Origin of the sequence: Bacillus sp. FJAT-22090 (genome assembly GCF_007676755.1) — a bacterium.
Lineage (GTDB): Bacteria > Bacillota > Bacilli > Bacillales_A > Planococcaceae > Psychrobacillus.
In genome coordinates, this window is sequence record NZ_VEBK01000011.1 from 40404 (window position 1) to 66032 (window position 25629).

Here is a 25629-nt window from a genome sequence, read left to right on the forward strand (position 1 = left end):
TTTAACTTTCAACTTAATATAACCACTCTAAAAGGCTCAGCTTTTTTAAAAAAGCTATTTCTGAGTCTCTTTTGTTATGTAATTTTGTTGATTTTGAGTGTATTTAATTTTCATGGGAGTTCAATAAATAATGAATATTGGAATGAAAATTAAACTAATTACAATCCATACACTAAGTTGATTATCAATCCGTTTATCTAAAAACTTAAAATGTCCTTCAAACCTTCTGGAAAAATAACATAGAGTAAAGAAAATTAGTGCAAATATCAAAAATTGGAACCATACATTCTCTTTAATCACAGGTACAATAAAATAAAAATAAATACCAAACGCAATCATTGCCGTTAGTAATTGTAACAAGCTGAATAGTCTCAATTGAATTCACTCCCGTTTATTGACATACTCTCTATTTTAGTCCAATAGGAAAAAGGCTCCACCTCTTCTTGAAGTAAATCATCCGTTAGTAAAAAAAGTACCTATTTCGTACCATGTATGCTTTCATTCAGAAAACGAATTTAATACTTTTACTTTTTTATTTTGTTCGTATATCTCATAAATACTAATAACAATAACAATCCATAAGACTGGATTTTTTAAAGAAATTCCGATTTGTGAATTACCACCGAGAACTGTAGATGCAACAACTAATAAAAACAAATACAATGTTGACACCATTTGCCAAAGTAAAGTTATTCTTTGGTTATCTTTTTGAAACCTGTTAGATAAAATACTGAAAATAACAATGACTATCAACAGTGCAAGTACTAGTGATTTAGGCAAATAAATGAATCCAATTAAATCAGGAAAGAAATCGTAAGTTAATAAAGTTGTCATGGAAAGTAGCATAAGTACAATAATAAATACATTATTTCTCTTCATTTTGTCACACTTCCTTTAGTCTATATACGAATAAATAGCATAACGGTTTCGAATTATTCTGTTATTTTACATTCTACTCCTGCTTGAAGTAAAAATTATAGAATAAAGAGTAATGGTTTTAACCTAATGGTCCATATAGATTAATAAATTCTCCACTTTAATTATTTCCCAAACTGCTTCTTCTTTCGTCTTCATTTAATTCCCTCGTTTTATATTTTTCTTATTAAACTAACGTGCAGCGTTAGTTTAAGTGTAACATTTCACAAACTCAATCACCTCACGAAAATTCAACCCTAGCCTTTAACAAGCCTAATTTTATAAGCTCAAACAAACATACCCCCGTTCAAGTTAGAACGGGGGTATGAATAAAGTTGATTAATTTTATGAAACATTACAATACTAAAAAATATAACGATAAAGTCTTTTGAAATTCTAAATCTAAGATTTATTTAACAATCGCGCCCGATTGTTTTTGTAAAATCATTCGTTTATTTCACTTCATTTAATATTTCCCTTGAGTTCTAGGTGCTTACTCCCCAACCATACCATCATTATCACGATCGTCCATATATGGGTATAACCAATGATCACTCGTTATGGGCATACTAAAACCTGCTGCTTTTGCTTCTTTAATCGTCACCTGGCCATTACCGTTCGTATCAACACTGGAAATATCACCGGTTGTGTTTGAACTCGTTGAATCAGAAGGCTCACTGCCTGTTAAACCGAGTGATGCATTTACTTCATCAGGGTTTACATTATCAAATTTATCAACGATCTCGTTACCCCTTATCGTATAAGCGTATTGATAACTTGAAGGAATCTGGGTTTTCGTATTTGGATATGTGATAATCGCTTCAAAATTTGTAGCTCCACCTGCTTTACGGATTGCGTCTTCCATATAAGCTTGATCACCATGTCGGTTAAGCGTACTATTTTGTGGTGTTATATTATAAGCATTCGATACCCCTCCGAGAGAATCAGCAATTACATGTCCTTCATCTAAAACGTCACTTTCAACACCAGGAACCTTTGCTTCATCAGAATAGTATCTGCCAGACGATGTTACAGGTTCGTTACTATCATCTTGTAGAATGATTTTTTCAGCAATGACACGCACTAGTTGCCCGTATTCATTAGTAAATGCCCAATATTTACGATTCCCGTAACCAATGTCAACGACGACATTAGGTTCCCGATAACCAGACAAATCACCACCATCAACTTCAATAAGTTTATATCCTGAAAACAGTTCATTATTTGATTGGGTTAGTGTTTCTTCTACTGCTGATTCATCAACAACTTTGGTGATAGTATCTACTTTTTCGCTATTTTTATTTGTTTCAACTGTAGTTACTTCTTGTGAATCTGTTTCTCCATTTGTAATGGATGCGTCTACTAAGTTGGAACAACCAACCATAAAGATGGTTATTAAAAGTAAGATTAAATAGTTCATTTTCTTTTTCATTTTATGATTCTCCTATAATAGTTTCATGCTGTTCATTCTAAAATCTCGGAATGTTAGCATAGATCAATATTGTTAACCTATTGATAATAGCATATTCCAAGATTAGCTGGTCAACTAAACTGCTGCTTTAGTTCAAAAAGAAAAAAGGCTTTACTCCTCTTTGAAGTAAAGCACCCGTAAGTGCAATAAGGAGAACTTTATTTATCTGTTATCTTTCCAATATTCTTCAGCCATGAATAAATGCATCAACACTTTATTTGCCACATTTTCATATATATTTCCGTCATCATTTTCTATGTCGTACCTAAACCATTCACCATCGTTCAACCTTAACCTATTCTCAGGGTGTAAGTCGTGTGCAGTTGCTTTATTTAGTGGAACTTTCTCGCCCCAATAATGAGTAAATCCATCAGGAGAACACACTGCTACTTCAATAACAAACCCTCCACCATACCTGTCAAATTGGAAAGTTATTAAGTCTATTTTTTCTCACTAATCCTTCGAAAATGAGGAAAAGAACCTTTAAAACCTCTTTCTCTAAGTTCAGGAATAACATTTGTTTTTATGGCTGAAATCATATTGTCTCTTCCCAACGACATTTTTTCACCTTCTTTTATTTTATGTATAAATTGTCATCCTTACTGAACTAAACTGCCCCTTAGTTCAATAAGAAAAAGAACTGCCTAAGCAGTTGAATAATCCTGATGAACTAAACACCCGTTAGTTAAGTTATTACAAACTAATTTCTTCACCTATACTTATAGCACGAAAAGGATTTCTTTCCTTTGATTTTAACGATTCAATAAAGTCTGAAGTTAAGTCCTTTTTGTTAATAATTATTCTTGTAGAACCAGATACTACACCGTTTAAAAAAATGGGTTCAATAGATTCTGGATTCTTAAGTCGTTCATACAAAAAACTGTCTAAAACAATAGTTACATAACTTAAACTTCCTGTATTGTTAGTGAATTGATAGTTAACTTCAATAATCAGTTCGTCATTGTTTTCCTCTATCTCATAGATGAAACTTTTTACTTCTGCACTTTTATTAGGAAATAAAATCCACACTAAGCACAATAAAAGAATCACAGATATAATGAAAATTATTACTTTGTTTCTTTTCAAAAATTCACCCCCATTTTATTTTATTAAACTGCTGTTTTAGTTTAAGTGTAACATTTCACGATGCATATCTGAGATCAATTTCATGTTTTGAACATAAAAAATTGACCATCAAAATGATGGTCGTATTTTGCTAAAGCACCCGTAAGTTGAATAACCTAACTACCAATCTGGTCCATCATTAATATCACCCACTTTATGTTTAAATGGATTAGAATCTAGATTATTCTTTTAAATTATCTCAAAGAAAATTGATTTTACCTTTTCTTGTTCGGATTCAGTAGCGTCTTTATTGTTTAAAACATATTTCACATGTACATCATCCACAGAATTAGTCATAACTAAAGTCTGAAATTCATAGCCTTTTTTCATTAATTCATCATCTACTTGTTTAAGTATCCCTCTTTCTCCGTAGAGGAAATTTTCAATCTCATCCACTTTTTTCACTTGTTCCTCGGGACTTAACATAGGTGGAACTTCAAATGTATCTCCTTTTGACGAGGCACTATTGATAAATAGAAAGGCTTTAACAATTAAGATTGCAATAGTCCCAATTAAAGTGATTTTACTCTTTTGCAGTTAGTACACTTCCTTTTTAATTTAAGTATATGCCTGTACAATTGGTCGAAAACCACTTAATACGAGTTATTGACCTTGACTGTGTCTTTATAAGAAAAAGCGCTTTACTTCAAGAAGGAGTAAAGCAGCGGTTAGTTGAACAACAAACTATTTTCGTTCAGTCGGATAATCAATCGAATTAGCGATATCGACTAATATTTCAGTAGTCACTATATCAGAAACTCTTTTATCTATGCTTAATGCATACTGCCAATTCCCTCTTTCGAAGACAAGCACATTAAAACCCGAAATAGTCATATAAGTGGCTTCATTCCCATTTTTTAATTCAAAAGTTTTTAATACATATTTCTCTCGTATAGGAATACCATACTTAATAGGTCGAATATCGATTTTATAATGATTTTCAGAATTCTGGTCATTTATGAAGGTCACCTCAAAATTTTCATCACCTTCAGATTCTAAGTAGTTACTAAATCGACCAAAATGATGTGTAAAACTGATTGGTGGCACTCTTAATGGTAATTTTAGTTTGTGACCGAAATATTCTTCAAAATCGTCTAATGCTCCTTCAATCGTTTTATATCCTATTTCTGGGTATATTTCTTCGTAAGAACTGGTCTTATCATCTTCAACCGCATATACCGTAGATAAAGACAGCATAGATAAAACCAAGATAAATATTATTTTGGACATCTTATACACCTCAAAGTAAGTTTAAGTGTATTATTCCCATTCTTATCGGTATTATCAAACTAATATAAAAATATAAAGGCTTTATCCCTTCTTGATATCAAGAACCCATTAGTTTAACAAATTCTTAGTTCATAGAATTCTTTACTTTTTCAGGAATTATCACAACCTCCATTTGTAGTTCTACCAGCTTAAAGGTTCCTTTAGGTAATCTGGGTCTCTAAATTGAACCCCATCATCTTCCCAAAAACATATTTTGCAAATTTCATATGTATCAGTTGGTTCTTCATCTAAAGTTTTATATCCACAACAAGGACAAAAAGAATAAAGGAATTGCAGCAACAATCCCTTTATCTCCGCTCAACGTATTTTATTTGCTACTTCAAGTTAAAAATTCCCTTACCTGTTTCGATATTTATAGGCAATGACGAATGCTCATGAGCTATGACCCAAGATTCATTCACTTTTTTCAAACCATATGTGAACCGATTTGTTATTTGACGAAGTTTCTTACCAGAATCTTCTTGATAAGCAGCAAATGTTACAGCACCATGTACAAATGCGAGAAATGAATTTTCTTCAACTACTAGGTCATTAAAGTCAACATTAAGTAAAACACCATCGTCGTTCAATCCATCAAACCACTCTACTACACTTTCCTTCCATGCAGATATCCCCTTGATCTCCCAGTTTCCCCAGCAATCATAAATATGCAATTCGGGAGAATACATGGATAAGAACTTTTCAACATCTTTTTCGTAAACTGCTCTTTTGTAATTTTCAAGTACGTCTTGAACTTTGAAAAAACCCTCTGTCATTAAGTGCATCCCCTTTACTAATTTCAGAAATGTAAGAATCCTATTATATATGAATTCTCTACTCAAACATTTTTCCCTTCTTCAATTAACCTACTTTGTTAGTTTTAGTGTAACACTCCACGATAATCTGATAATCTGCACATGTATAGGCAGGTTCAATAGTGATCACTTCATCATCTATCCTATATCTTTAGTTGAAAAAGGAGAAAGGCTCTAGCGGGTTCACCGTTCCCCTCACAGAACGCGTCCAACTGCAACGGAAATCAGTAGTATTACTCACTTTTAAGAGTATTGAACAAGTCCCCATCTTACATTTTTTATAAACTTGCTTATCTTTTAAAAACCCTGCCAATGACAAGTCTGCTTGCTAAGTCATATATATGCAATGCTTGCCACCACTTGACACGACTTGTAAATTTCTTTAGATAAGGCATAAAGAAATAATCTTTGGTGATGCTACATCTGAGGTGGTGGTTAGTGTGATACGCAAAATATTTTTTTCGTCCATTCCTATACTTTTTCTATTCAATCTGTTGTTGGTAAGTGCGCAAGATAATACGAATATTGAACTTCTTGATATTGAAAAAAACAAGATAACAACAATTCCTACAAATTCGAAGGTACAATTAGAGACTAAAAAAATTATTGAAGAAGTTGATGGCATTGTTAAAAAATTCAATCCTATTCCAAACAAAGGTTACTTGGTTAAAATCCCCTTAACGCAATCTCTTCGCTTAGAAAATAAATGGGTGAATACTTTGATTGATGAAGTTTTCATTATTATCCCACAAGAAGAAAAGCCATATTTACTTATATTTGATAATGAACATAAACCTTATTTTTTTACCATTAAAACAGAAATTGATCCGTTACTAAAAACTTTAACTTTTCCCTTTTAAATGTATTTTCACTAAAAGTATATTTCTAGAAAATTTTATTTTTTAAAGAAGTTGTACAAATAGCCTGCCTTGAATATGATGCAAAGACATCATTTTAATGGAGGGCTATTTTTTTATGAATTCAATATTTACATACTTTTTTTTAGGTGTTTCCCTAGCAGCACCGATTGGCCCTGTAAAAGCAACCTTATTAAATAAAGGAATCAAAGATGGATTTTTCCATGCCTGGTTTTTCGGAATGGGGGCTGTAGCTACAGACATTCTGTACATGTTAATGGTATATTTCGGGGTAGCTCAGTTTATTGACTCCCCTTTTATGAAAACTTTTCTGTGGTCATTTGGGTTTTTTGTTCTTATGTATACAGGAATTGAAAATCTTCTCACTTTACATACTATTTCAATGGATTCTAAGTATCGTAAAACAGTGCGGCTACGCCAATCTTTTTTAGCGGGACTACTAATGGCATTATTAAATCCACTAACTATTCTTTTTTGGTTGGGCATATATGGTTCTATATTAGTAGGTGGCGGTGGAGCTTTATCAGGATTCCAAATTATTATGTTTAGCTTAACTATCCTACTTGGGATTGCTCTAGTAGATTTCACGATGTCCATTATCTCAAGTGGTTCGCGGAAGCTACTATCAACCTCCTTTTTAAAAATTGTTTCCTGTATTTCCTCTTTATCTATGATTGGTTTCGGAATATATTTTGGCATTCAAGCATTTCACTCCCTGTTTTAGCCATTTTCCATTAAGTATAATAAGCATACGCAAGGAAACCATACCTTTTAATGATTGAAAACAATTACAAGATCATTCGAGGTGTATGTATGAATAAAACAAACAATAACGATAACAAAGTAAGTGTTTGGTGCATTATAAGTATGGCCTCAATTCCTCTCGTTATGACATTAGGAAATTCCATGCTTATTCCAGTCCTCCCGATATTAGAAAATAAGGTAGGTATTACTGCTTTTCAATCTAGTATGATCATTACGAGCTATTCCGTCGCCGCTATATTTCTTATACCAGTGGCTGGCTATCTTTCTGATCGTTTTGGCAGAAAAGCGGTTATTTTACCAAGTTTAATCCTGGCATTAATCGGTGGTCTAATTGCTGGTTTTGCCTCTTGGAAACTGGATAGTCCTTTTACATGGATTATTATTGGACGGATTTTACAAGGAGTAGGAGCATCAGGTGCAATGCCGATTGTACTTCCTCTTGTCGGCGATTTGTATAAGGATGATGATGAAAAAACAAGTTCTTGTTTAGGTATTATAGAAACTTCTAATACATTTGGAAAAGTATTAAGCCCGATTCTCGGGTCCGTATTTGCTGCATTTTTATGGTTTTTACCGTTCTTTTCTATATCATTTTTTAGCTTGATTTCCATTGTATTGATATTCTTTTTTATAAAGGTCCCTAAGGAAAAGGATGAACCGATAAAATTAAATGATTTCTTATCTAATTTAAAGAAAACATTTAAGCAGGAAGGCAAATGGTTATTAACCGTGTTTTTAAATGGAATGTTTGCGATGCTTGTTCTATTTGGAGTGTTATTTTTTCTATCTGAAAATCTTGAGAAAGCACATGATATAAAAGGTATAAAAAAAGGATTTGTTTTAGCAATCCCGCTTCTTTTACTTTGTATCGCTTCTTATATAACGGGACGAAACATTAAAGGAAAACTAAAGACGATCAAAAAGATGATGATTATTTGTTTAATTGGAACTTCTGCAAGTGTCGTTTTTGTCGGATACACAAGTAAAAAACTAATCCTTTTGTTAGTCGTAACAAGCATATTAGGAATCGCCATTGGTGCAATACTCCCAGTGCTGGATGCCATTATTACAGAAAATATTGAAAAGGAACAAAGGGGAACCGTGTCCTCTTTTTACAGCTCTGCACGGTTTATCGGTGTTGCAGCGGGACCTCCAGTGATGTCACTAGTGATGAAAAACTATTTGAATGTTAGTTATATTGCGGCTGGTGTTCTAGGACTAATTCTTTTATTTATCGTGTTCAAGTTCATTAAAGTCGAGGAAATTGAGACAGAACAGTGAAACTGCCCAATTCACAGGTGAATTGGGCTTTTTCTCCTTATTGAAATAAGGCTAGTATACTGAATCCTACATGTTGAGGTAAAAGATAGAGCAATTGTCTGAGAAGATAGAGCGATTCTTCTTCGAGATGGAGCGATTGTCTCGGAAGATAGAGCGATTCTCCTTCGAGATGGAGCGATTCATTAAAATCACCACACAACAAGCATGATACTCACTATTCCTCAAAACTCTTAGACAACCTTTTGACAAACATAAATCATTTCATAACTGTCATTACTAATAGGAGTTCCATTCCAGTCTTTATACAAGTGTACTATTTCAAATCTATTCTCGGCTAGCAGCCTTTCCATCTCCTTAGGATATGTATACCGCAAGCTTATATTCGTTCTCTTTTCATCCACAATTTTTCCTTCCTTGTTTTTAAATTTCCTTATGGTTGTATAGTGTTGAATTTGGCTTAAAGCATCATAGTCACTAATTGTATAAACATCTACCTCTTTATCACGAGTTGAATCGTGATACGTTTTCCAATACTCTTCTGTACTTGGTTGCAATAGCTCCACTGCATTTGGAAATCTAGTTCCAAAGATAAACACACCATCTTCTTCTAAGTGGTTATAAACAGAGGCTAAGAGCATATTTTGCGAATCGTTTGAGTGAAAATGTTGAATTGAATTTCCAACCATAAAAATTAATGGGCTTTTACATTTTAGACTTAGCTGCGTACAGTCTTGCGCAACCCATTCTATTTGCTGATCAAGTGCTTTTGCTTTTCGTCTCGCTAGCTCCAGCATACCGGCGTGTAAGTCTACCCCAATTATCTCATACCCATTGCTTGCTAAAGGAATCGTGATTCTTCCTGTGCCGCAAGCAAGGTCAATGATGGGACCTCTTTTTTTGGAAGCCCACTCTGTTAAAAATGGTAGTTCTCCAAGATAGGCATTATTTTCAATATCATATGACGCTGGATCGTCATACTCTTCTAGATTATTAGCAAATATTTCGTTTATCATGACCTTCTCCTTAGCATGTCATATTTATTATTGAAAAAGCCATTGCTTCACCTGTTTTTCAAAGCACTCGTTTTTCCAAGCAATTATAGCTTCAATTTCTCCCATTTCCTTCACTTGAGACTGAAAAAACATATCCCCTATAAAATAGGCAAGTCTGCTGTACCCAAACGTTTTTCCTCCATTGATAGAAAACCATTCACGAAATAGTGCTTCTCGTGTTAAGACTTCGTAGTCATCAGCGAATGCCCTTTTAATAGTTTCTGCATTTTGTTCCGCGAAAGTTAACCATTCATATCCCTCATCATTATAGGAAAAATAGATAGAAGGGTGTACATTTAAAACGGTTTGTCGTGAGAAATGCGTCGCTGCTCCCTCTTGGTTAAGCAATAGGAGAGGACTTGTCCAATGGATGTTGGGCCAATCCATACCCGCTCGATCAGAAATAATATTTTGTGCTGCGTGTCCAAATTCGTGTGCAACAATTACACGTAAATGATCAAGCTTCGGCGATAACTTTTCTAAAGCAAACGTGATGTCAGGAATAATTTGGTGATTTGTATATGCATTCGATCCAAATCCCCCAACAATAAGGTTTATATCAATAGGAAACGTAATCTCGTACAGCTTTTCATATTGCTTCGCTATTTCTTCAATGACTGGAACTATATTTTCATGCACTTGTTTAATCGCAGCAAAGTGGTGAGGGTATTTTCTTATCGATTCTATATGTCTTTCATCGGTGTCTTTACAATGAAGAGCAAAATAATGTGTAAAAATAGTTGGATATTTTGCATAGTAACTTCTTAGAAAATCAATAGATGGTTCGTAATTATGAAGAAAACAAGGAACTGTATCAATTATTTTCAATGGAATAAACCTCCTTTAAGACAAGATCGGACTTTTTCGATGCATTGTAGCTTGTTCGAATGCATAACCAAGTTTGATCAATACTCCCTCACTAAAAGCACTTCCCGCAAACGTCACGCCAAATGGTCTTCCACTTTTCATATATCCAGCAGGTATTGCAATAGAAGGGTATCCAGCTTTTGCACAAATGGTAGAACCAATATAAGCTGGGAAAAGAATCGCATCCAAACCATATTTTTTTAAAGCAAAGTCTATACCTTGTTCTTGAGAAAAATATACATCTTCTAGCTTTGCATTCAAATATTCCGCATTTCTTAATGTATTCGGAAACTGTTCCCTTTTCTCCAACTTATCTTGTCCATACTTTAATGCCTTTTCTCTTATCCCTTTATTAAACTGAATTAATTCGCTAATAGAATGAACAGGTAATTGTGGTGGCAATTTAGAAAGATAATTATCTAAGCTATGCTTCAACTCATATAACGATACACCCCAACTCCATTCTCTATGAAAAGAAGGAATGTCTATCTTTTCTATAACCATTGCTCCTTCCTTATCTAATGTTCGAATGACATCTCTAAATAGCTGCTCATCGTATTCATCTGAATCATTTGGGATTGGATTAAACACTCCAATTCTCGCTCCTTTTAAACCATTGGGGTCTAAACAACTAGAATAATCGGATTGTGCTCTTCCCTCACTCTTATAAGTAGCAGGATCTGATGAGTCAATACCTGTTAAAGCTCCTAATAATATTGCTGCATCTGTTACGGTTCTTGCAAATGGTCCAGCAGTATCTTGAGAATATGTAAAAGGAATAATACCTTTTCTACTTATTAAACCGACAGTTGGTTTAATACCAACTACTGAGTTTTGAGTAGCTGGACTGAGAATCGATGCGTCGGTCTCGGTACCTACAGATAAGACAGTGAAGTTTGCAGCAACCGCTACTGCTGAACCGGAACTTGAACCTCCAACAAAGAGATCGGCATCTCCATATGGATTTCGCACTTGTCCCCCTCTTGCACTGTAGCCTGCCCACATTTCGGAGGACATTCCATTTGATAATTCGGTCATATTCGTTTTTCCTAGAATAACTGCCCCTGCTTTTCGCAACTTCTCCACAAGAAATGCATCATTATGGCTCATATTCGTTGCTAGTGCTAGCGTTCCGGCACTTGTATGCATCGAATCATTCGTTTCAATATTATCCTTCAGGAAAACTGGTATACCGTGTAATGGCCCTCTTACTCCCTTTGTTTTCCTTTCATGATCTAAAGCTTCCGCAATGAAAATAGCATCAGGGTTTATCTCTAGTATGGAGTTTATTTTGGGTCCGTCTTGATCATAGTTAGCAATTTGAAATAGATAGTACATAACTAGCTCTTTTGAAGTTATCTCTCCATTTTCCATATGTACTTGTATTTCTTGAATCGTTAATTCATCTTTGAACAATGGATTAAATTTAATCTTCATTCAGTCCTCCTTTATTTATGAAATCGACAGCTTTAATTAATAGCTTCGAGAAGTCGTCTGGAAAGAAATGTCCTAATCCTTCCGTCACAAAAATATTGCACTCAATATTATTTTGTTTAAAAATCTCAACAAGCTCCTGTGTCTTCTTGTAAAAAGGATCCTGATCCCCTGTGATAATACATCCTTTAAGGTTCGGTTTATTTGCTTTCATAATCATTGATTCAATTTCGGTTAAGTTTACAATGGCAGGGACTACTGCAATAAAACCTTTTACATGAAGGCTTTTATTATCTAAAGCAAGTTCTATGGCTAACTTTCCGCCTTGGGAGGCGCCTGCTACAATAAGATTATCAAACTCAAAACGCTCATTGAACCTCTTCAAAGCATGCCTAACTTCTACAATTGCCTTTTCGTGATCATCCCAACAGTATGAATTAAATGCATATGGCTGAGATGATTGCGGAAATCCAATTAGATAGTCATTTCCCTCTACCCAAAATGGAGCAAAATCTTCTATATTGGAACCACGCCAATGAATGGAAAAAATGCCTGTTTGAGCGTGTTCATCCCCAAAAGGGACGAACAGATTCTCTTTTGGTTCTTGTTTTTCCAAAATGGATTGGCATTGCTGAATAATTAGCTGATATTGGTCTTCATCATGGAGTAAACTTAAATCAGGATCCCGCATTAGCGTATTTGGATTCCACCAAACCCCTAAACTTAAGGCTTCTTGTAAAACAGAAATTGCTTCCTCTTTTTCACCAATTCTAGCAAACGTGCAAGCTCTCCAAAAAGAATACTTCTCCATTCTGTCCGGAAATCTAATCACCGTTTCATCGATCAATTTTTGTACTTCGGCAAAATTACCACTTTCAAAAGCATTAAATAACTTTTTTTGAATCTCCAAAAATGTTTTTGTTTTCATACATGGACGCCCTTTATCCTTAAAGCCTCCGCAGCTAAAATACTGTCTTTCAAAAAGTATGGTATTTCGTCATTGCTAATAATCTCATCTGTCGTCATCCAGTGAACCGAATCTACTTCATCTAGGCTTTTTGCGTATGGTTCCCCTTTTTCCCATTCACATAAGAAAACAATATCTACAACTTCTTGCCCATCCCCTAATACAAACGAAGTGTTCCGAACATACTGCATACGTTCTTTCACTTCAATTCCCACTTCTTCATGCAATTCTCGACGTAGAGTCCTTTCCAAGATATCGGAAGAGTCTCCTTCATGCTCTACAGTTCCACCTACCAAAGACAATCCTCCTCCGGCATGCGCTTCTTTTGTACTCCTTCTTATGAGTAGCCATTTATCTTCTCTAAATACTGCACCCTCCACATTTATAAAAAACATCCCCATTCCCCTTTCCACAATCCATTATGTAATCTTCGAGACAGCTTATAATTTCTCCTTTTTATTCTGATGAACATTCTTTTAATAAAGGCTTTATACAACTATTCTATCGGGACTTTAACGAGTACTTTATTAAGCAACACAACAGTTGCTTATAATTGACATGCAACTTCAGAGTTGTTTATACTCGACATATGAATTATGACAAAGACGCTATATTCAATGCACTTGGTGACTCGACTCGGCGACGAATGTTGGACGAACTTTCTGAACGTAAAGAGCAGACGTTGTATGAACTGACGATACGTCTTATTACAAATCATAACCTTTCCATTTCACGACAGGCGATAGCTAAACATCTTTCTGTACTTGAAGAAGCAGGGCTTGTAAACTCAAAACGAATGGGAAAATATCGAGTAATTAAATTCAACAACGAACCGCTAAAAAATTTACTGGAAGGATGGATAGAGTAATTTGTAGCCAGCTTGTTAATAATGAATTGTCACTACCATTCAAAGGAGGAAAAATTGTATGAAAATAATTGCTACCAGCATATTCGTAGAAGACCAAGATAAGGCACTGGCGTTTTATTCGGAAACGTTGGGTTTTGTAAAAAAGCATGATGTTCCCGTTGGAGAATTTAGGTGGATTGCCCTTGTTTCTCCCGATGTCCAAAACGGTACTGAACTTATACTTGAACCGAATAACCATCCAGCCGCAAAAGAATATCAAGAGAAGTTATTTGCTGAAGGCATCCCCGTAACAATGTTTGGGGTTGCAGATATTCACGCAGAGTACAAACGATTAATGGAAAAAGGCGTGAAGTTTACTATGAAACCATCCAAAATGGGTGAAATGGAAATAGCCGTCTTTGACGATACATGCGGAAACCTTATTCAGATCTTACAGGAGTAACTTCATTGTCAACATAAAAACTGGCGGGCCTATAAAAGGTCGCCAGTTTTTACTTAAATTATTTCTTTTCTCTAGACTCTCTCTCCGAGTAATCCTTGATGTCCGTAAAGTCTGTTTCCTCACCAAACTCAGTACCGTAATTGACATTCCCGTAGCCACGGGCACTTCTATCTTCTACCTCCACATCATCTCTTGCGGGTTCAAATAATAGTGGTAAACAGATTAGTCCACTTAGTCCGACAAGTGCATAAATAACCCTTGATATGGCCGTAGCTTCTCCTCCAAATATAGACGATATTAAATCATATCTGAAAAAGCCAATAAGCCCCCAGTTAATGGCACCGATGATTACGAGTACTAAAGCAATTCGATGAATTGTTCTCATAAATAACACCTCCTCAACTATTCATTAAAATGCTTTCTTATCTTTCGCTAAAATCAACCTTTCATACAGAAAATAAAAAACGATCCTAAGTATAAAAATTGAAGTCCTTTATAAAGGTAGAATATAATTAACTTGTTGAAACATGCTACGGGGAGAATTATTTTAAATGAGAGGAGCAACATAAATGGAGTATCGTATCGTTGAACGAGAAGCGTTTCAAGTAATAGGAATTAATAATGAGTTTCCTTACACTGTAGAAGATGGAGGCATACAAGCTTTTCAAAGCTTTTGGAATACTATACATGAAAATGGTACCGTCAATCAGTTAGCTGACTTAAAAAACGGAGAGATAGACGGAATTCTTGGTATTTGGGCCGAGGTAAATAAAGAGCAGGATAAAATGGATTATTATGTAGCAGTGGAATACAGCGGGGATGTTCCAGCTGAATTTAAAAAAATTGAGTATCCCTCTTCCAAATGGGTCGTATTTGAAGTGCATGGCTCCTTCCCATCTGCCTTAGCAAATGTATGGGAACGAATTTACTCCGAATGGTTCCCTTCCACAGGACATGAACCGAGTGAATTAAAGCCGTTTGAAGTTTATATCGAGACTAATCCCCAAGTTCCAAATACATATAATGAAATTTGGGTTGCAATCGAATAAACACCCACAGTTTCATTAGATAAAATGCCCAATTTGTTTACAACTATCCTTGAATTATAAAAGCGTCTCTACTTAACGTAGAAACGCTTTTATGTAATCGATTTTATTTTATTCTTTTTCAAAAAACTAAATTTCGTTTCAGACACGATAATTGCAATTAGGATAAGAATTGCCCCTAAAATCATTTTATATGTCATCACTTCACTTAAAATCACTACAGAAAACGCCATTCCCCAGAATGATTCTGTTGAAAGAATGATTGCAGCCTTTGTTTCAGTTATGTATTTCTGTGCAACCGTCTGCATCAAATAGGCAATTGTAGTAGAAAAGACTCCAAGGTAAAGAAGGTTCATCATTCCTTCTGTTTCCAATGAAAATGAAGCTTCACCTCTCGTTAAGACGACAATCCAACTGATAATGGCCGCAACAATCATTTGAATTATAGTTAACGCAACGGGATCCTCTTCTTTGACAAATTTCGCTGTATAAAATATATGAAATGCAAATCCAACAGCACAGCCAAGTGTAAGCAAATCCCCTATATTGATCTCAGAAGATAATTTTAACGATAATACCGCTACGCCAACAATGGCTAAAATTGCTCCGCTTAATTCGTACATATCCATTTTTCTTTTATAGAGGAAAAATCCGATAAAAGGAACTATGACCACATTTACTGCGGTTAAAAATGCATTTTTCGAAGGTGTAGTATATTGCAGTCCCACCGTTTGAAGAGCGAAAGCCAGGTATAGAAAAATCCCTAATATCGCACCTTTAACAAGTGTGCTTTTATTCACCTTAGTCCATTTCTTATAAAATACAGCACTTAGAATAATTGCCCCGATTAAAAATCTTCCCGCCAAGATTTGATAGGGTGAGTAATAATCCAATGCTACTGCACTGGCTACAAACCCGCTTCCCCATATAATCGCTGTTACTACAAGCAATATTTCCCCTATGTATCTTTGCATATCAACCACCAACCTTATATCAATATTCCTAGTATAGCGCAAAAAAGCGTCTAGCTTCTATAAAATTTCTTTCATAGAAGCAGACGCTTTTATTTTATTTACCGGAACAGGAATATTCTTCTGTTGCTTACGCAGAAATATATTATTCGCTATTAAAGAGAAGATAATAAATGTAATTCCAAAAAGCTCAAAATAATTTACTTCGTTTCCTTGAATAAGTGAAATAACTAGTGTCGTCACTGGAACAAAATTTATAAACAACAATCCATTTAATGGAGTTAAAATACTGACGCCAATATTCCATCCAACAAGTGCTATAATCCCAGGAAAAATAATCATAAATAATAAATGCGGGCTTACTATTGTAATGGTTTCTACTGTTGGTACACGAACATAATTGGCCATAGTAAGTATACAAACAATAACAGCTGCAGAAATTGTTCCAAGAAGACAGCTCAAGGTGGAATAACGTAGCGCAGACCATCCTCTAAATTGACTACCACCCATTGTATAAACAACCCATCCAATAACTGCAATTAAAATAAGTAAAGAAGGTACCATATTATCAGTTGCGGATAAAAAGGCTCCAAAGTTACCTTTCGTAATAACTAAAGCAGCACCGATAAAAGCGATTAAAACACATACCAATGTGAATGTATAGGGTTTCCGTCTATATAACATCCACACAATTACAATAGAAATCATTGGCATTAAAGACTCCATGATGGATGCGACCATCACTCCAGGTCCCCCAAGTAAATCCTCTCCCCAGAATATAAGCAAGTTATAGACAGTGAAAGCCATTGTTCCGAAAAACCATAAAGATAAACCCTTGCCTTCCAATTGAAATGCTTGTTTTCCTTCTTTCCACAATAGAACTATTACTAAAATAACGGTCACCGTACCATAACGGAAAATAGTAAAATAAAATGGATCTATATGTTGAAAAGCATCATGTGCAACGGGAAACATGGCTCCCCACGAAACACTCGCTACAAGACATAAAATAGCCCCTAATAATACGTTCCCTTTCAAACTTCATCAAACTCCTTCAGTTATTCATGCCTTATCTATTAAACGACATACTCAGTCATCATGTAAAATGAATATTAATGATGTTTGGTATCATTTTTAGTGATATCATAAAAAAAAAGGGGACAACAGCATGGAATTTAAAGACTTGGAGATTTTCCAAATGGTCGCACAAAAAGGAACGATTACAGAAGCGGCAAAAGCATTAAGCTATGTACAATCGAATATTACGTCAAGAATCCATAAACTTGAAACTGAACTGAACACACCGTTATTTAATCGACATAATCGCGGAATGAGTTTAACACCCGAAGGAAAGAAACTACTAGTATATTGCGAGAAAATATTAACACTAACAAATGAAATGAAAAAAGTAGTACAAAGTGGAAAGGATCCTTCTGGTAAATTGGAAATAGGTTCGGTGGAAACCGTTATTAAATTACCAAAAATACTATCGGCATATACGAAAAAGTATAAAAATGTGGATTTGTCTTTATTAACAGGGGTTACGGATCAATTGCAAGAAGACGTGCTAAATCATCGTTTAGATGGAGCCTTTGTGACAGAAACCGATGTGCATCCGGACCTCGTTTCTCACAAAGTATTTCAAGAAGAGCTTGTCTTAATATCAGATAAGAGAGCAACTTCCTTAGAAAACCTTGTTAACGAACCATTCTTATGTTTCAGTAAAGGCTGTGGATATCGCGCAAGATTAGAAAAATGGTATAAAGATCAAAAAATTACACCTCAAAAAATAATGGAATTCGGGACATTAGAAACTATATTAAGTAGTGTCGTTGTTGGATTAGGAATTACGTTTGTTCCAAAGTCTGCCGTTTCACATCTCGAAAAAAGAGGGCTTATTCATTGCCATACATTACCTGAAAAATACAGTAAAATCCAAACTGTTTTCATTAGACGATCCAACGCATATTTAACATCCACCATTGAAAAATTCATCGAGACTATTGATCAGACAAAAGATGAAGCAACCGAGCCATTATCTTTTATTAGCAATTAATCAGTAAATTATTCTTTTTAAGTCCTTTTAACTATTGAATTGAACTTAACTTTCTATATAATCAATTCTTGTGTGAAAAAAAATGAAAAGGATGGGGATAAATGAACAGAACCCTTACAGCAGTTTTAGCAGCTACAATGCTAATATTATCTGCATGTTCATCAAATTCAGATGGAAAAGAAGCAAAAGCTGATAAAGAAACAAACACAAATGCTAGTCAGCCAGTTAAACCAACGACAATTACTGGTAAAGATTACGATGAAGCGGGTGGTGCGGATGCCTATGCATTTGCTGGTGACAATGCAGAATCTCGTTACTACAAAGCACCTGATTTTTATCATGCAAAATCGGACGACCAGTTACTTATTATAGAAAACTTTGAAACGTTCCAACAAACAACAGAATGGTCTTGTGGCCCAGCAACTTCACTAATGGTAGCAAATCATTTCGGAGTGACCGATTTAACAGAGATGGGTATTGCTGAACAAATGAAAGCAATGACAGACCTGGATACACCAGGAGCGAAGCCCGGCTCTGCCAATAACTTCCCTGAATATGGTTCGGATGTAAGCCAACTCTATGACTTCTTTTCAAATTTAGAAGGATTTAAAGTTGTAGATACGAGCTATCGTGAAAATGTAGCAGCTGCTGATTTAATTAAAAGTACAGATGGAGCTACAGAAAATAATGTAGGTAATCTCCCTGCTACATTTACTTGGAATAGCTTATACGCTTCTGAAAACTCCGATACTACAGAGGCATGGGTAAGTGATGCCAAAGACAGCTTTTTTGTAAAGTGGTTAACTGACCACTTATCTAATAACCGACCAGTAATGGTGGAATGGTCAGATTGGGACGGGCATTGGCAAGCTATTATTGGTTATGATAATAATGGTACACCAGCAATCGGTGATGATATGCTAATCTTTGCAGACCCGTATGATACTTCTGATCAGTGGCAAGATGGGTACTTTTTCTTTCCACTTGAACGCTGGTTTGGACAATGGAACGACCGCAATATTGCGCCAAAACCATTCCAATTACAACCATACATTGTTGTAGATTATACTAAATAAATTTAAATTAAATAGCCTTCATCTACGACATAGCTGTAGATGAAGGCTATTTTTATTTTTTATATCTTTGGAGTGAATCGCTTGGTGTTGCTTCTGAATCGCAAAGTATTACTTCCGAATCGCAATATACACTCTGTAAATCGCTTGATACGAACCTAATTAAATTAATATAAGGGAACCGTCCATTTGTCTTTGACTTTCTCATAACGTGTGACCGAAACTAAATGAAGAGTTAATTCATCTGGGACTTCTTCTAATTCATGTGAAGTGAGATCAATTGTTGTTTTGTAGCGATTGTTTTTATCTTTTTCATTAAGAATAGAATCACTACCATAAGCTTTATACACTTTCCCTTTATCATCTTCTAATACCCACCAACCGAGCTCTGGGGCAAGTTCTTCTCTTCCACCTTCCATTTCAATTTTAATAAATGTTTCTTTTTCTATCGGAAGTAGTGATTTTCGCAACGAAAACTCGCTCTGTTTTTTCGCTGTCTTAATTGTTATATAGTTGCCTTCATATGCAAATGAAATAGGATGTTTTTTCACTTCTTTAGGTTTAAATGTAATGGAGAAATCAGATGGGACTGTTTTAATTACCCCGTCTAACACAAAGTTCAGCTTACTTTCCTCTTGTTGTGGGATAAATGAATCGTTCCATGCCACTTTACCCAGTTGTTCTGTATCTTCTCCGGAACTTTGTAGCATCCCTAGATTATTTGGGTCCTTCTCATCTGCCAAGTAGTTATTATGATAATAGAGAGTTTTTTTCTCTTCATTTTCTATATGGTATTGAATGGCTGTTCCGTATTTACCAATATCATTAATAATTTCCTCTCCAAACTTCTCTTTAAGCTTTTGTACATCATTCGCAACCTTCGCATATTCTTCTTTCGTAAATGAGGTTTCATACAATAGTTCACTAGAAGAAGGAGAAAATTGAACCTTTTCCATATTAATCGCTACACCATGATTACTTGTTTCTTGGTCATTTAATGGAATAGTCTTTGTAAGCTTATTCATTTCTTTTAAATCAACAGGAACTTCTAGTTTCCAGCTACCACTTACTCCATTTAGCTTGACTAAATCAAATTTAATCATTATATTCTCTAATCCCTCTTGCCCCCGTAATGAAACCTCGGTATATCCATAATCGCTTCCCTCCCACCAGCCGCCACTAATGCCAGGTAGTTCTTTTCCATTTTGATCAAACACCGTAATTACATTCTTTGTTTCAATAGGATTGAGGTATGTGTCTTGCGGTTTTCCATTCTTATCTAATACTTGGTAGGACAATGCAACTCGAGAGGAATCGACAATGACGTCTTCCACTTTAAATGTAACACCTTGATCTGTGACTTCTTGATTGACCCTTTCCACTAAACCAGCATCCATCGCCATTCTTAAGCCTTCATCTGCTTGGTCTGAGCTAAAAAATCCACCTATCCAATCTGCAAAACTAGGACTTAACGTTGTAGTTAAACCAATCGCTAACACAATGCCTGCAGCTATAACCATCAAACGCTTCCAAGGTTTTCTCTTTCGACGAACCGCCTTTTGTTTATAAGGTTCCAACTGCTCCAACACAATGGAGGCAAAATCATCTGGCAATGTTGGCGTTTGTAATGTTTCTTTTAGAAATCGTTGTTCCTCTTGGAAAACCTCGACTATTCGACTACAGTCCTCACAGCTTTTTATATGAGCTAGGATTTCATCGCGCTCCTGTTCTGTTAACAGGATATCCACGTATTGAGAAAGTTTATCTGCCTTCGGACAGTTCATTAAAATAGCCTCCTTCTCGTTTTATCGTATCTCTCATTTTTTTCTTTGCTCGATGCAGTTTGTTTCGAACATCTGATAATGGAACTTCAACCAGCTCACTTATTTCGTTATAGCTTAATTCATTTATATAGCGCAAAAGAATAATCATCCTTTCATCCTCTGGTAAAGTTGATATAAGCCGCTCTACCTGTCTGCTTTTCTCCTTTTTCAAAAAAATGATTTCAGGATAATTAGTGTTTACAACTTTTTCTTCGTTAATTTCCACATGCTTCATCTTATAGCTTTTCTTTCGAAACTCATCCATACAATGATTAATCGCCACTTTATATACCCAACCAGCAAATGAACCTTTTTGATCATATTTATCCAGTTGTTGGTATACTTTGATAAATGCCTCTTGCACTAAGTCCTGTGCATTCTGGGGATTTTTTGTCATACGTAAAATCGTCGCATATAACTGATTTTTATATTTGTTAATAATGTGTGCATATGCTTGCTTATTACCTGATAGCACCTCTCGTATCCATAGCTGCTCTTCTTCCATGTTGACCTCCTTGCCAAAACGATCATGCGCATGTCTCGTTTTTCTCACTCATCTATCATAACGAGTTTACTAATGAATTAATTTCATTTTAAAAACAATAGTTGCTGTATTACTTTTACCATTAGACAAAAACCTATAATCCATTTTCAAACTCTTGTTTTTGTTTACTTGAAAAGGGAAACCGCAGATAAGTTGAGACTGAGAAACTTTGCATTCTAAATGGCATGATAAAGCAAATAAAAAAGAGCCTGGAGAATATATCCAAACTCTCGTATTTTTGTTGTCTGTTTTTTTGCTAAAGCCTCGATAGTTTTAATCCATATGTTGAGAATTATCATATCAATGATTTGCCTTCGGATTTTTATTGAAATATTTTATCTTTATATTTACTTTTACTGACTATTTCATCTGCATTCGTTTTTGTCCATTCCAATATTGAACTATCTGGGTTGTTTTCAATGAAGCTTTCATTGATTTGATAACCTATTTTGTAATTCGACCATCTTGGAATATCTTTAGCTGGATAACCATAAACAAATCGATTGTAAATTTTATAATCAGTAGAATTACCATTTATACGTAATTCTTCTAAAACTCTAGCTGTTATATCCTCTGGTAGAGGTTGTATCCACGGTGGATTTATCTCAGGATAGAGAATAGTAGCAAAAGAATCCGCTTTCCCTTCAGTAAGTATGAAATCTAATACGCTATTTACACTTTGTTCGCCGTTTAAGGTCATATTGACTGTATGGTGATATTCGTGAGCCATGGTATATTTAATAACTTCTTTTGAAGCAGTCGGGTCAATCATAAGTAAAACGTTATCACCAAAATAAGCAAAACCGCCCACTCCATTCAGATTATATCTCGTAAACGAGTTTTCAGGATTAACTGGAAATAGATAAATTGATGTATTTGAACCCGATGATAATAGCTCAGCTGATTCTAATATTGCTTCTTCAATCCATTGATTGATTTGCTCTTGTTTTTTAAGTAGCTCATTTGTGTTTTTTTCCAGTTGTTCCACTTGAGAAGTTGGTCTAAGAGGGTCATTCTCCGTTACTCCTAACTCTAAATAGTGAAGAGAGGATTTATCTTTAAATGGTTCTAAAACATGCTCTGTATAGATAGCTTTTTTATCAAGTTCAGGTTTCTCGCTAATTATCCTTGCGTATTCCAACACTTCATCAAAAAATGATATAATCTCAAATTCCTGTCCTTTATATGAAAAATGGTAAGTAGTTTCAATTGGAGTATTGTCATCATCCACTTTTTCATGTTCCTCTTCCTGTATTTCTTTGTTTTGTTCTTTAACTTCTGTACATCCAGATATAAAAATAACCATTAACAACAAAGTTGAAAAGTTTATCAAACCTCTCATTAATTCCTCCATGTCCTTTTTTAAGATGCAGAAAAAGTTTTAGTTAAATTTTATCCATCACTGCAATAGTTAACTAAGCTCTATAGTTGATTCATTTTAAAGCTACGATATCGTAAATGTCTGTATTAAACATGGCTCGTCATCAATCAATTCACGTTTTTCTTCAAATTCAATATGGAGTTGTGCATATACCTTTTTCCAAAATGACACTGCCGGCAAATTTTCCACAAGCTCAATTACATAATAGGTTCCACGCTTTTCCTCAAATAATGTTTCCAATACTTTACGTCCTAATCCTTTACCTTTGTACTTATTCAATATGAACATATCATTTATACTAAAATCGTTTTCTTTTTTTAAAAATGGTCGTTCTAAAAGTAAAAGAAAACCTATAATGTCATTACCGCTTTTTATGAAATAAGGAGAAATTCCTTCTGTTTCCCAAAACGAGTCCAAATCATCATAATGGAAAAAACCATTTGGGCCAATGTCTATATTTGTAGTGAACTTAGAAAGGTCATGAAGATATAGGGAATATAAGTTCCGGAGTATTGGTGCTTCAGTTTTTATAGCTGCTTGAAGTAAGATTGTCAATTTGGGTTCCCCTTTATGGATATTTGAGAGTACACAACTTTTTCGCGTTTATGAAACAAGCATCAACGACTTACTTGTCCTTCATATGAATAATGCTTGGACAGGAATTCATCCAAAATAACTCGATGACTTTTAACAATATTCTCTGGTAATTCATCAGGATAAAAAAAATCAAACATAATCGACTCCGATGTATCTACGACTAACTCTCCCTCGAACCCCTCTGTGTAATAAGCAACTGTAACAACGTAAAATTCGTCCCCATTTTCTGCCTTAACATAATGCTGTGGTCCCGAGTAAACATTGATTAGATTCAATTCACCAACCTTTAAGCCAGTCTCTTCTAATATTTCCCTTCTGGCAACGTCTTCAGTGGATTCTCCTAATTCCATTAGTCCTCCCGTAAGTCCCCATGATCCTTTGGGAAACTTTCGTTGTTATAGTAATAGCCTTCCTATTTCATCCATAATAATCGTAACAGAACCGACGAATATTAAAGGTCTATGACCAACTATCCTTCTTAAATCTTCTATGTATCCCATCACTTAAATCTCCTTTAATCTGCACTTTTACCTTTTAGCTTTCAATAGTTCCTTTAACGTAGAATGTATATTTGTTAGACTAATTAAAATAAGTCCTAACATGATAAAAGTAACAACTTCGCCCGTTATAAAAGAAATAATACCCAATATGACAAAATATAAAGTATACAACCAATTATTCATTATAAAACCACTCTCTTTTTTATTAATCAAAGAATCTCCACATTCGGACTATCATTCTTGGAAAGAAAATGATGATATTCCAAATCACTTCTGCTATAACTGAATCACGGATTTCTCTCCACATGCTCTTAAAAAATCCATCCTTTTTCTTAAGTCGTTCTTTCACTTTTGTGATTCACGCCTTTCACTAAACTGGTCCAAATTACAATACTGATCCAAAGAGAAAGCATTCACCATTCTTCAAAGGTTTTTCGAAAGCCATAAAAGCTCCTAAATTTTTGATTTTCATAATAGGAAGAAGACGAACTATTGGCCAATAGCTCCATCCGTGTCTTTGGAAACTGTTTATGTACAAATGTTAATAAGTCTGTTCCAACGCCAAAACCCCGGTAGGGCTGGGCTATAACTAATTCACAAACAAAGAGGCTAATATGTCCGTCAGTTATCCCTCTAATGTAGCCAACTAAATTGTCACCGTCATAAGCCACGAATGCAATATTCGAATTATCCCAGGCACTTTTTGTATCTTCCTTTTTAACAACTAGATTTTTCCACTCTTCTTGGATGTTTAATTGGTGAATGCCTTCAAAATCATTCTCTGTATATGCTCGAAAATCGATTCTTGCTTTTTGATCTTTCATATTAACCCCCTATTAAGTACCTTTTGCCATTCTTCTTCTAAAATACTGTACAAAAAAGAATCTCTCCAACCATCTTTTAGCAGTAAATCTTCTCTCATTCTTCCTTCCTTTATCATCCCGATTTTTTCTAAAACCTTAGATGAGGCAATATTTCTAGGATCGCATGTAGCAAAAATACGATGGAGCTTGAGCTGGGTGAACCCGAATTTGATCAATTGCCCAGCCACTTCTGTAGCTATTCCTTTTCCCCAAAAGCTAGGATTGATAATATATCCAATCTCGCCGCTCCTATTTTGACTATCTCGGATATTAAATTCCCCCGCCCCAATCATTTTTCCCGATTCCTTATCAACGATAGAATATACAAATCTCGTTCGTTCTGTACTTTTTGTATCTTTCATAACTTGTTTCACGAAGTCCTTTGATTCCTGCTCATTATTTGGACCCCATGGTTGGTATTGACAGACTATTTCCTTCGAAGCATACTCATGAACATCTATCCAATCCTTTTCTTCCATCTCGCGTAAAAAAACTTGGTTATTCATTAAGTTACTTTCCATTTTAAAATTTCACATCCTCTTAAACTTTCATCCTATACCTAATCTATTCTCCAAAACCAGTAGTTTTTCCTTTAATATTCCAATAATAAAACAAGCATCGAATTA

General features: G+C 34.9%; 29 protein-coding genes and 2 pseudogenes. 8 read left to right on the forward strand and 23 right to left on the reverse strand.

Annotation, left to right across the window (positions count from 1 at the left end; all coding sequences use genetic code 11):
• Positions 1 to 498: 498 nt before the first annotated feature.
• The 8 genes and pseudogenes from FS486_RS13895 to FS486_RS13930 all read right to left on the reverse strand — a co-directional run bounded on the left by FS486_RS13895 (position 499) and on the right by FS486_RS13930 (position 5556).
• A complete protein-coding gene (locus FS486_RS13895; protein WP_144512159.1) occupies positions 499 to 879 on the reverse strand; it encodes a hypothetical protein in 381 nt (126 codons plus the stop codon).
• A 529-nt stretch (positions 880 to 1408) separates the two neighbouring features.
• Positions 1409 to 2347 (reverse strand): DNA/RNA non-specific endonuclease, encoded by a 939-nt coding sequence (locus FS486_RS13900; protein ID WP_144512160.1) that lies wholly within the window; start codon positions 2345 to 2347, stop codon positions 1409 to 1411.
• 201 nt (positions 2348 to 2548) lie between these two features.
• Entirely contained in the window at positions 2549 to 2830 is a 282-nt protein-coding gene (locus FS486_RS20705) for a DUF4304 domain-containing protein (RefSeq protein WP_144512273.1), read from the reverse strand.
• A gap of 249 nt (positions 2831 to 3079) precedes the next feature.
• Positions 3080 to 3472, reverse strand: a complete 393-nt coding sequence (locus tag FS486_RS13910; protein ID WP_144512161.1) for a hypothetical protein — start codon at positions 3470 to 3472, stop codon at positions 3080 to 3082.
• Between the two features lie 228 nt (positions 3473 to 3700).
• On the reverse strand, positions 3701 to 3937 hold the full coding sequence (locus FS486_RS13915; RefSeq protein ID WP_144512162.1) for a hypothetical protein: 237 nt from the start codon (positions 3935 to 3937) through the stop codon (positions 3701 to 3703).
• Between the two features lie 258 nt (positions 3938 to 4195).
• A complete protein-coding gene (locus FS486_RS13920; RefSeq protein ID WP_144512163.1) occupies positions 4196 to 4741 on the reverse strand; it encodes a hypothetical protein in 546 nt (181 codons plus the stop codon).
• A 204-nt stretch (positions 4742 to 4945) separates the two neighbouring features.
• Positions 4946 to 5077: pseudogene (locus FS486_RS13925) on the reverse strand (CPCC family cysteine-rich protein); the annotation flags it as partial.
• A 38-nt stretch (positions 5078 to 5115) separates the two neighbouring features.
• On the reverse strand, positions 5116 to 5556 hold the full coding sequence (locus FS486_RS13930; protein WP_186321457.1) for a YybH family protein: 441 nt from the start codon (positions 5554 to 5556) through the stop codon (positions 5116 to 5118).
• A gap of 479 nt (positions 5557 to 6035) precedes the next feature.
• Here FS486_RS13930 and FS486_RS13935 point away from each other — a divergent pair, with 479 nt between their 5' ends.
• The 3 genes from FS486_RS13935 to FS486_RS13945 all read left to right on the forward strand — a co-directional run bounded on the left by FS486_RS13935 (position 6036) and on the right by FS486_RS13945 (position 8519).
• Complete coding sequence (locus tag FS486_RS13935; protein WP_144512165.1) at positions 6036 to 6455, forward strand: hypothetical protein; 420 nt, start codon at positions 6036 to 6038, stop codon at positions 6453 to 6455.
• Positions 6456 to 6570: 115 nt separating this feature from the next.
• The gene (locus tag FS486_RS13940; RefSeq protein ID WP_144512166.1) at positions 6571 to 7197 is read left to right on the forward strand and encodes a LysE family transporter; all 627 of its coding nucleotides are present in this window, start codon (positions 6571 to 6573) and stop codon (positions 7195 to 7197) included.
• Between the two features lie 89 nt (positions 7198 to 7286).
• On the forward strand, positions 7287 to 8519 hold the full coding sequence (locus tag FS486_RS13945; RefSeq protein WP_144512167.1) for an MFS transporter: 1233 nt from the start codon (positions 7287 to 7289) through the stop codon (positions 8517 to 8519).
• Positions 8520 to 8749: 230 nt separating this feature from the next.
• Here the strand turns inward: FS486_RS13945 and FS486_RS13950 are convergent, their stop codons facing one another.
• From FS486_RS13950 to FS486_RS13970, 5 genes are read right to left on the reverse strand one after another with little or no spacing between them, the layout of a single operon-like run.
• A complete protein-coding gene (locus FS486_RS13950; protein WP_144512168.1) occupies positions 8750 to 9532 on the reverse strand; it encodes a class I SAM-dependent methyltransferase in 783 nt (260 codons plus the stop codon).
• A 27-nt stretch (positions 9533 to 9559) separates the two neighbouring features.
• Positions 9560 to 10399, reverse strand: a complete 840-nt coding sequence (locus FS486_RS13955) for a hypothetical protein (protein WP_144512169.1) — start codon at positions 10397 to 10399, stop codon at positions 9560 to 9562.
• A 15-nt stretch (positions 10400 to 10414) separates the two neighbouring features.
• Complete coding sequence (locus FS486_RS13960) at positions 10415 to 11875, reverse strand: amidase family protein (RefSeq protein WP_144512170.1); 1461 nt, start codon at positions 11873 to 11875, stop codon at positions 10415 to 10417.
• A complete protein-coding gene (locus FS486_RS13965) occupies positions 11865 to 12800 on the reverse strand; it encodes a TPR end-of-group domain-containing protein (protein ID WP_144512171.1) in 936 nt (311 codons plus the stop codon). Before FS486_RS13965 ends, FS486_RS13960 begins: the two co-directional genes overlap by 11 nt.
• The gene (locus FS486_RS13970) at positions 12797 to 13234 is read right to left on the reverse strand and encodes an NUDIX hydrolase (RefSeq protein WP_144512172.1); all 438 of its coding nucleotides are present in this window, start codon (positions 13232 to 13234) and stop codon (positions 12797 to 12799) included. Before FS486_RS13970 ends, FS486_RS13965 begins: the two co-directional genes overlap by 4 nt.
• Before the next feature lie 194 nt (positions 13235 to 13428).
• Between FS486_RS13970 and FS486_RS13975 the strand changes: the two genes are divergently transcribed.
• The gene (locus tag FS486_RS13975) at positions 13429 to 13707 is read left to right on the forward strand and encodes an ArsR/SmtB family transcription factor (RefSeq protein ID WP_144512275.1); all 279 of its coding nucleotides are present in this window, start codon (positions 13429 to 13431) and stop codon (positions 13705 to 13707) included.
• A gap of 58 nt (positions 13708 to 13765) precedes the next feature.
• Positions 13766 to 14149: a VOC family protein gene (locus FS486_RS13980; protein WP_144512173.1), complete on the forward strand. Its 384-nt coding sequence runs from the start codon at positions 13766 to 13768 to the stop codon at positions 14147 to 14149.
• Positions 14150 to 14207: 58 nt separating this feature from the next.
• Here FS486_RS13980 and FS486_RS13985 read toward each other — a convergent pair whose 3' ends face one another.
• Positions 14208 to 14534, reverse strand: a complete 327-nt coding sequence (locus tag FS486_RS13985) for a DUF378 domain-containing protein (protein WP_144512174.1) — start codon at positions 14532 to 14534, stop codon at positions 14208 to 14210.
• A 184-nt stretch (positions 14535 to 14718) separates the two neighbouring features.
• Here FS486_RS13985 and FS486_RS13990 point away from each other — a divergent pair, with 184 nt between their 5' ends.
• Positions 14719 to 15198 (forward strand): GyrI-like domain-containing protein, encoded by a 480-nt coding sequence (locus FS486_RS13990; protein WP_144512175.1) that lies wholly within the window; start codon positions 14719 to 14721, stop codon positions 15196 to 15198.
• Between the two features lie 89 nt (positions 15199 to 15287).
• On the opposite strand, the gene FS486_RS13995 is transcribed toward FS486_RS13990, so the two are convergent.
• Together FS486_RS13995 and FS486_RS14000 are read right to left on the reverse strand one after the other, a co-directional pair.
• On the reverse strand, positions 15288 to 16169 hold the full coding sequence (locus tag FS486_RS13995; protein ID WP_144512176.1) for a DMT family transporter: 882 nt from the start codon (positions 16167 to 16169) through the stop codon (positions 15288 to 15290).
• A 57-nt stretch (positions 16170 to 16226) separates the two neighbouring features.
• Entirely contained in the window at positions 16227 to 17204 is a 978-nt protein-coding gene (locus tag FS486_RS14000) for a DMT family transporter (RefSeq protein ID WP_144512177.1), read from the reverse strand.
• A 130-nt stretch (positions 17205 to 17334) separates the two neighbouring features.
• On the opposite strand from FS486_RS14000, the gene FS486_RS14005 reads away from it, so the two are divergent.
• Both FS486_RS14005 and FS486_RS14010 read left to right on the forward strand, forming a co-directional pair.
• On the forward strand, positions 17335 to 18222 hold the full coding sequence (locus FS486_RS14005; protein WP_144512178.1) for a LysR family transcriptional regulator: 888 nt from the start codon (positions 17335 to 17337) through the stop codon (positions 18220 to 18222).
• A gap of 101 nt (positions 18223 to 18323) precedes the next feature.
• On the forward strand, positions 18324 to 19298 hold the full coding sequence (locus FS486_RS14010; protein WP_144512179.1) for a papain-like cysteine protease family protein: 975 nt from the start codon (positions 18324 to 18326) through the stop codon (positions 19296 to 19298).
• Positions 19299 to 19462: 164 nt separating this feature from the next.
• Here FS486_RS14010 and FS486_RS14015 read toward each other — a convergent pair whose 3' ends face one another.
• The 7 genes and pseudogenes from FS486_RS14015 to FS486_RS14045 all read right to left on the reverse strand — a co-directional run bounded on the left by FS486_RS14015 (position 19463) and on the right by FS486_RS14045 (position 25509).
• A complete protein-coding gene (locus tag FS486_RS14015; RefSeq protein ID WP_144512180.1) occupies positions 19463 to 21079 on the reverse strand; it encodes a DUF4179 domain-containing protein in 1617 nt (538 codons plus the stop codon).
• A complete protein-coding gene (locus tag FS486_RS14020; protein WP_144512181.1) occupies positions 21057 to 21623 on the reverse strand; it encodes an RNA polymerase sigma factor in 567 nt (188 codons plus the stop codon). Before FS486_RS14020 ends, FS486_RS14015 begins: the two co-directional genes overlap by 23 nt.
• 361 nt (positions 21624 to 21984) lie before the next feature.
• Positions 21985 to 23004 (reverse strand): DUF2268 domain-containing putative Zn-dependent protease, encoded by a 1020-nt coding sequence (locus FS486_RS14025; RefSeq protein WP_186321458.1) that lies wholly within the window; start codon positions 23002 to 23004, stop codon positions 21985 to 21987.
• A gap of 102 nt (positions 23005 to 23106) precedes the next feature.
• Positions 23107 to 23598 (reverse strand): GNAT family N-acetyltransferase, encoded by a 492-nt coding sequence (locus FS486_RS14030; protein ID WP_144512183.1) that lies wholly within the window; start codon positions 23596 to 23598, stop codon positions 23107 to 23109.
• 62 nt (positions 23599 to 23660) lie between these two features.
• Positions 23661 to 24140 (reverse strand): annotated as a pseudogene (locus FS486_RS14035) (NUDIX hydrolase).
• Positions 24141 to 24553: 413 nt separating this feature from the next.
• Entirely contained in the window at positions 24554 to 24964 is a 411-nt protein-coding gene (locus FS486_RS14040) for a GNAT family N-acetyltransferase (protein ID WP_144512184.1), read from the reverse strand.
• A complete protein-coding gene (locus FS486_RS14045) occupies positions 24961 to 25509 on the reverse strand; it encodes a GNAT family N-acetyltransferase (protein WP_260858119.1) in 549 nt (182 codons plus the stop codon). The genes FS486_RS14040 and FS486_RS14045 overlap by 4 nt, the downstream gene beginning before the upstream one ends.
• Positions 25510 to 25629: the final 120 nt, after the last annotated feature.

Bases quoted from the DNA above. Each gene is read 5' to 3' on its own strand.
- FS486_RS13930 (WP_186321457.1), bottom strand. From the start codon at position 5,556: ATGACAGAGGGTTTTTTCAAAGTTCAAGACGTACTTGAAAATTACAAA.
- FS486_RS13970 (WP_144512172.1), bottom strand. From the start codon at position 13,234: ATGTTTTTTATAAATGTGGAGGGTGCAGTATTTAGAGAAGATAAATGG.
- FS486_RS13940 (WP_144512166.1), top strand. From the start codon at position 6,571: ATGAATTCAATATTTACATACTTTTTTTTAGGTGTTTCCCTAGCAGCA.
- FS486_RS14010 (WP_144512179.1), top strand. From the start codon at position 18,324: ATGAACAGAACCCTTACAGCAGTTTTAGCAGCTACAATGCTAATATTA.
- FS486_RS14005 (WP_144512178.1), top strand. From the start codon at position 17,335: ATGGAATTTAAAGACTTGGAGATTTTCCAAATGGTCGCACAAAAAGGA.
- FS486_RS13980 (WP_144512173.1), top strand. From the start codon at position 13,766: ATGAAAATAATTGCTACCAGCATATTCGTAGAAGACCAAGATAAGGCA.
- FS486_RS13990 (WP_144512175.1), top strand. From the start codon at position 14,719: ATGGAGTATCGTATCGTTGAACGAGAAGCGTTTCAAGTAATAGGAATT.
- FS486_RS14020 (WP_144512181.1), bottom strand. From the start codon at position 21,623: ATGGAAGAAGAGCAGCTATGGATACGAGAGGTGCTATCAGGTAATAAG.
- FS486_RS13960 (WP_144512170.1), bottom strand. From the start codon at position 11,875: ATGAAGATTAAATTTAATCCATTGTTCAAAGATGAATTAACGATTCAA.
- FS486_RS14025 (WP_186321458.1), bottom strand. From the start codon at position 23,004: ATGAGAGGTTTGATAAACTTTTCAACTTTGTTGTTAATGGTTATTTTT.
- FS486_RS13975 (WP_144512275.1), top strand. From the start codon at position 13,429: ATGAATTATGACAAAGACGCTATATTCAATGCACTTGGTGACTCGACT.
- FS486_RS14040 (WP_144512184.1), bottom strand. From the start codon at position 24,964: ATGAAAGATCAAAAAGCAAGAATCGATTTTCGAGCATATACAGAGAAT.
- FS486_RS13985 (WP_144512174.1), bottom strand. From the start codon at position 14,534: ATGAGAACAATTCATCGAATTGCTTTAGTACTCGTAATCATCGGTGCC.
- FS486_RS13920 (WP_144512163.1), bottom strand. From the start codon at position 4,741: ATGTCCAAAATAATATTTATCTTGGTTTTATCTATGCTGTCTTTATCT.
- FS486_RS13950 (WP_144512168.1), bottom strand. From the start codon at position 9,532: ATGATAAACGAAATATTTGCTAATAATCTAGAAGAGTATGACGATCCA.
- FS486_RS13945 (WP_144512167.1), top strand. From the start codon at position 7,287: ATGAATAAAACAAACAATAACGATAACAAAGTAAGTGTTTGGTGCATT.
- FS486_RS14015 (WP_144512180.1), bottom strand. From the start codon at position 21,079: ATGAACTGTCCGAAGGCAGATAAACTTTCTCAATACGTGGATATCCTG.
- FS486_RS13965 (WP_144512171.1), bottom strand. From the start codon at position 12,800: ATGAAAACAAAAACATTTTTGGAGATTCAAAAAAAGTTATTTAATGCT.
- FS486_RS13895 (WP_144512159.1), bottom strand. From the start codon at position 879: ATGAAGAGAAATAATGTATTTATTATTGTACTTATGCTACTTTCCATG.
- FS486_RS13900 (WP_144512160.1), bottom strand. From the start codon at position 2,347: ATGAAAAAGAAAATGAACTATTTAATCTTACTTTTAATAACCATCTTT.
- FS486_RS14045 (WP_260858119.1), bottom strand. From the start codon at position 25,509: ATGAATAACCAAGTTTTTTTACGCGAGATGGAAGAAAAGGATTGGATA.
- FS486_RS13915 (WP_144512162.1), bottom strand. From the start codon at position 3,937: ATGTTAAGTCCCGAGGAACAAGTGAAAAAAGTGGATGAGATTGAAAAT.
- FS486_RS13995 (WP_144512176.1), bottom strand. From the start codon at position 16,169: ATGCAAAGATACATAGGGGAAATATTGCTTGTAGTAACAGCGATTATA.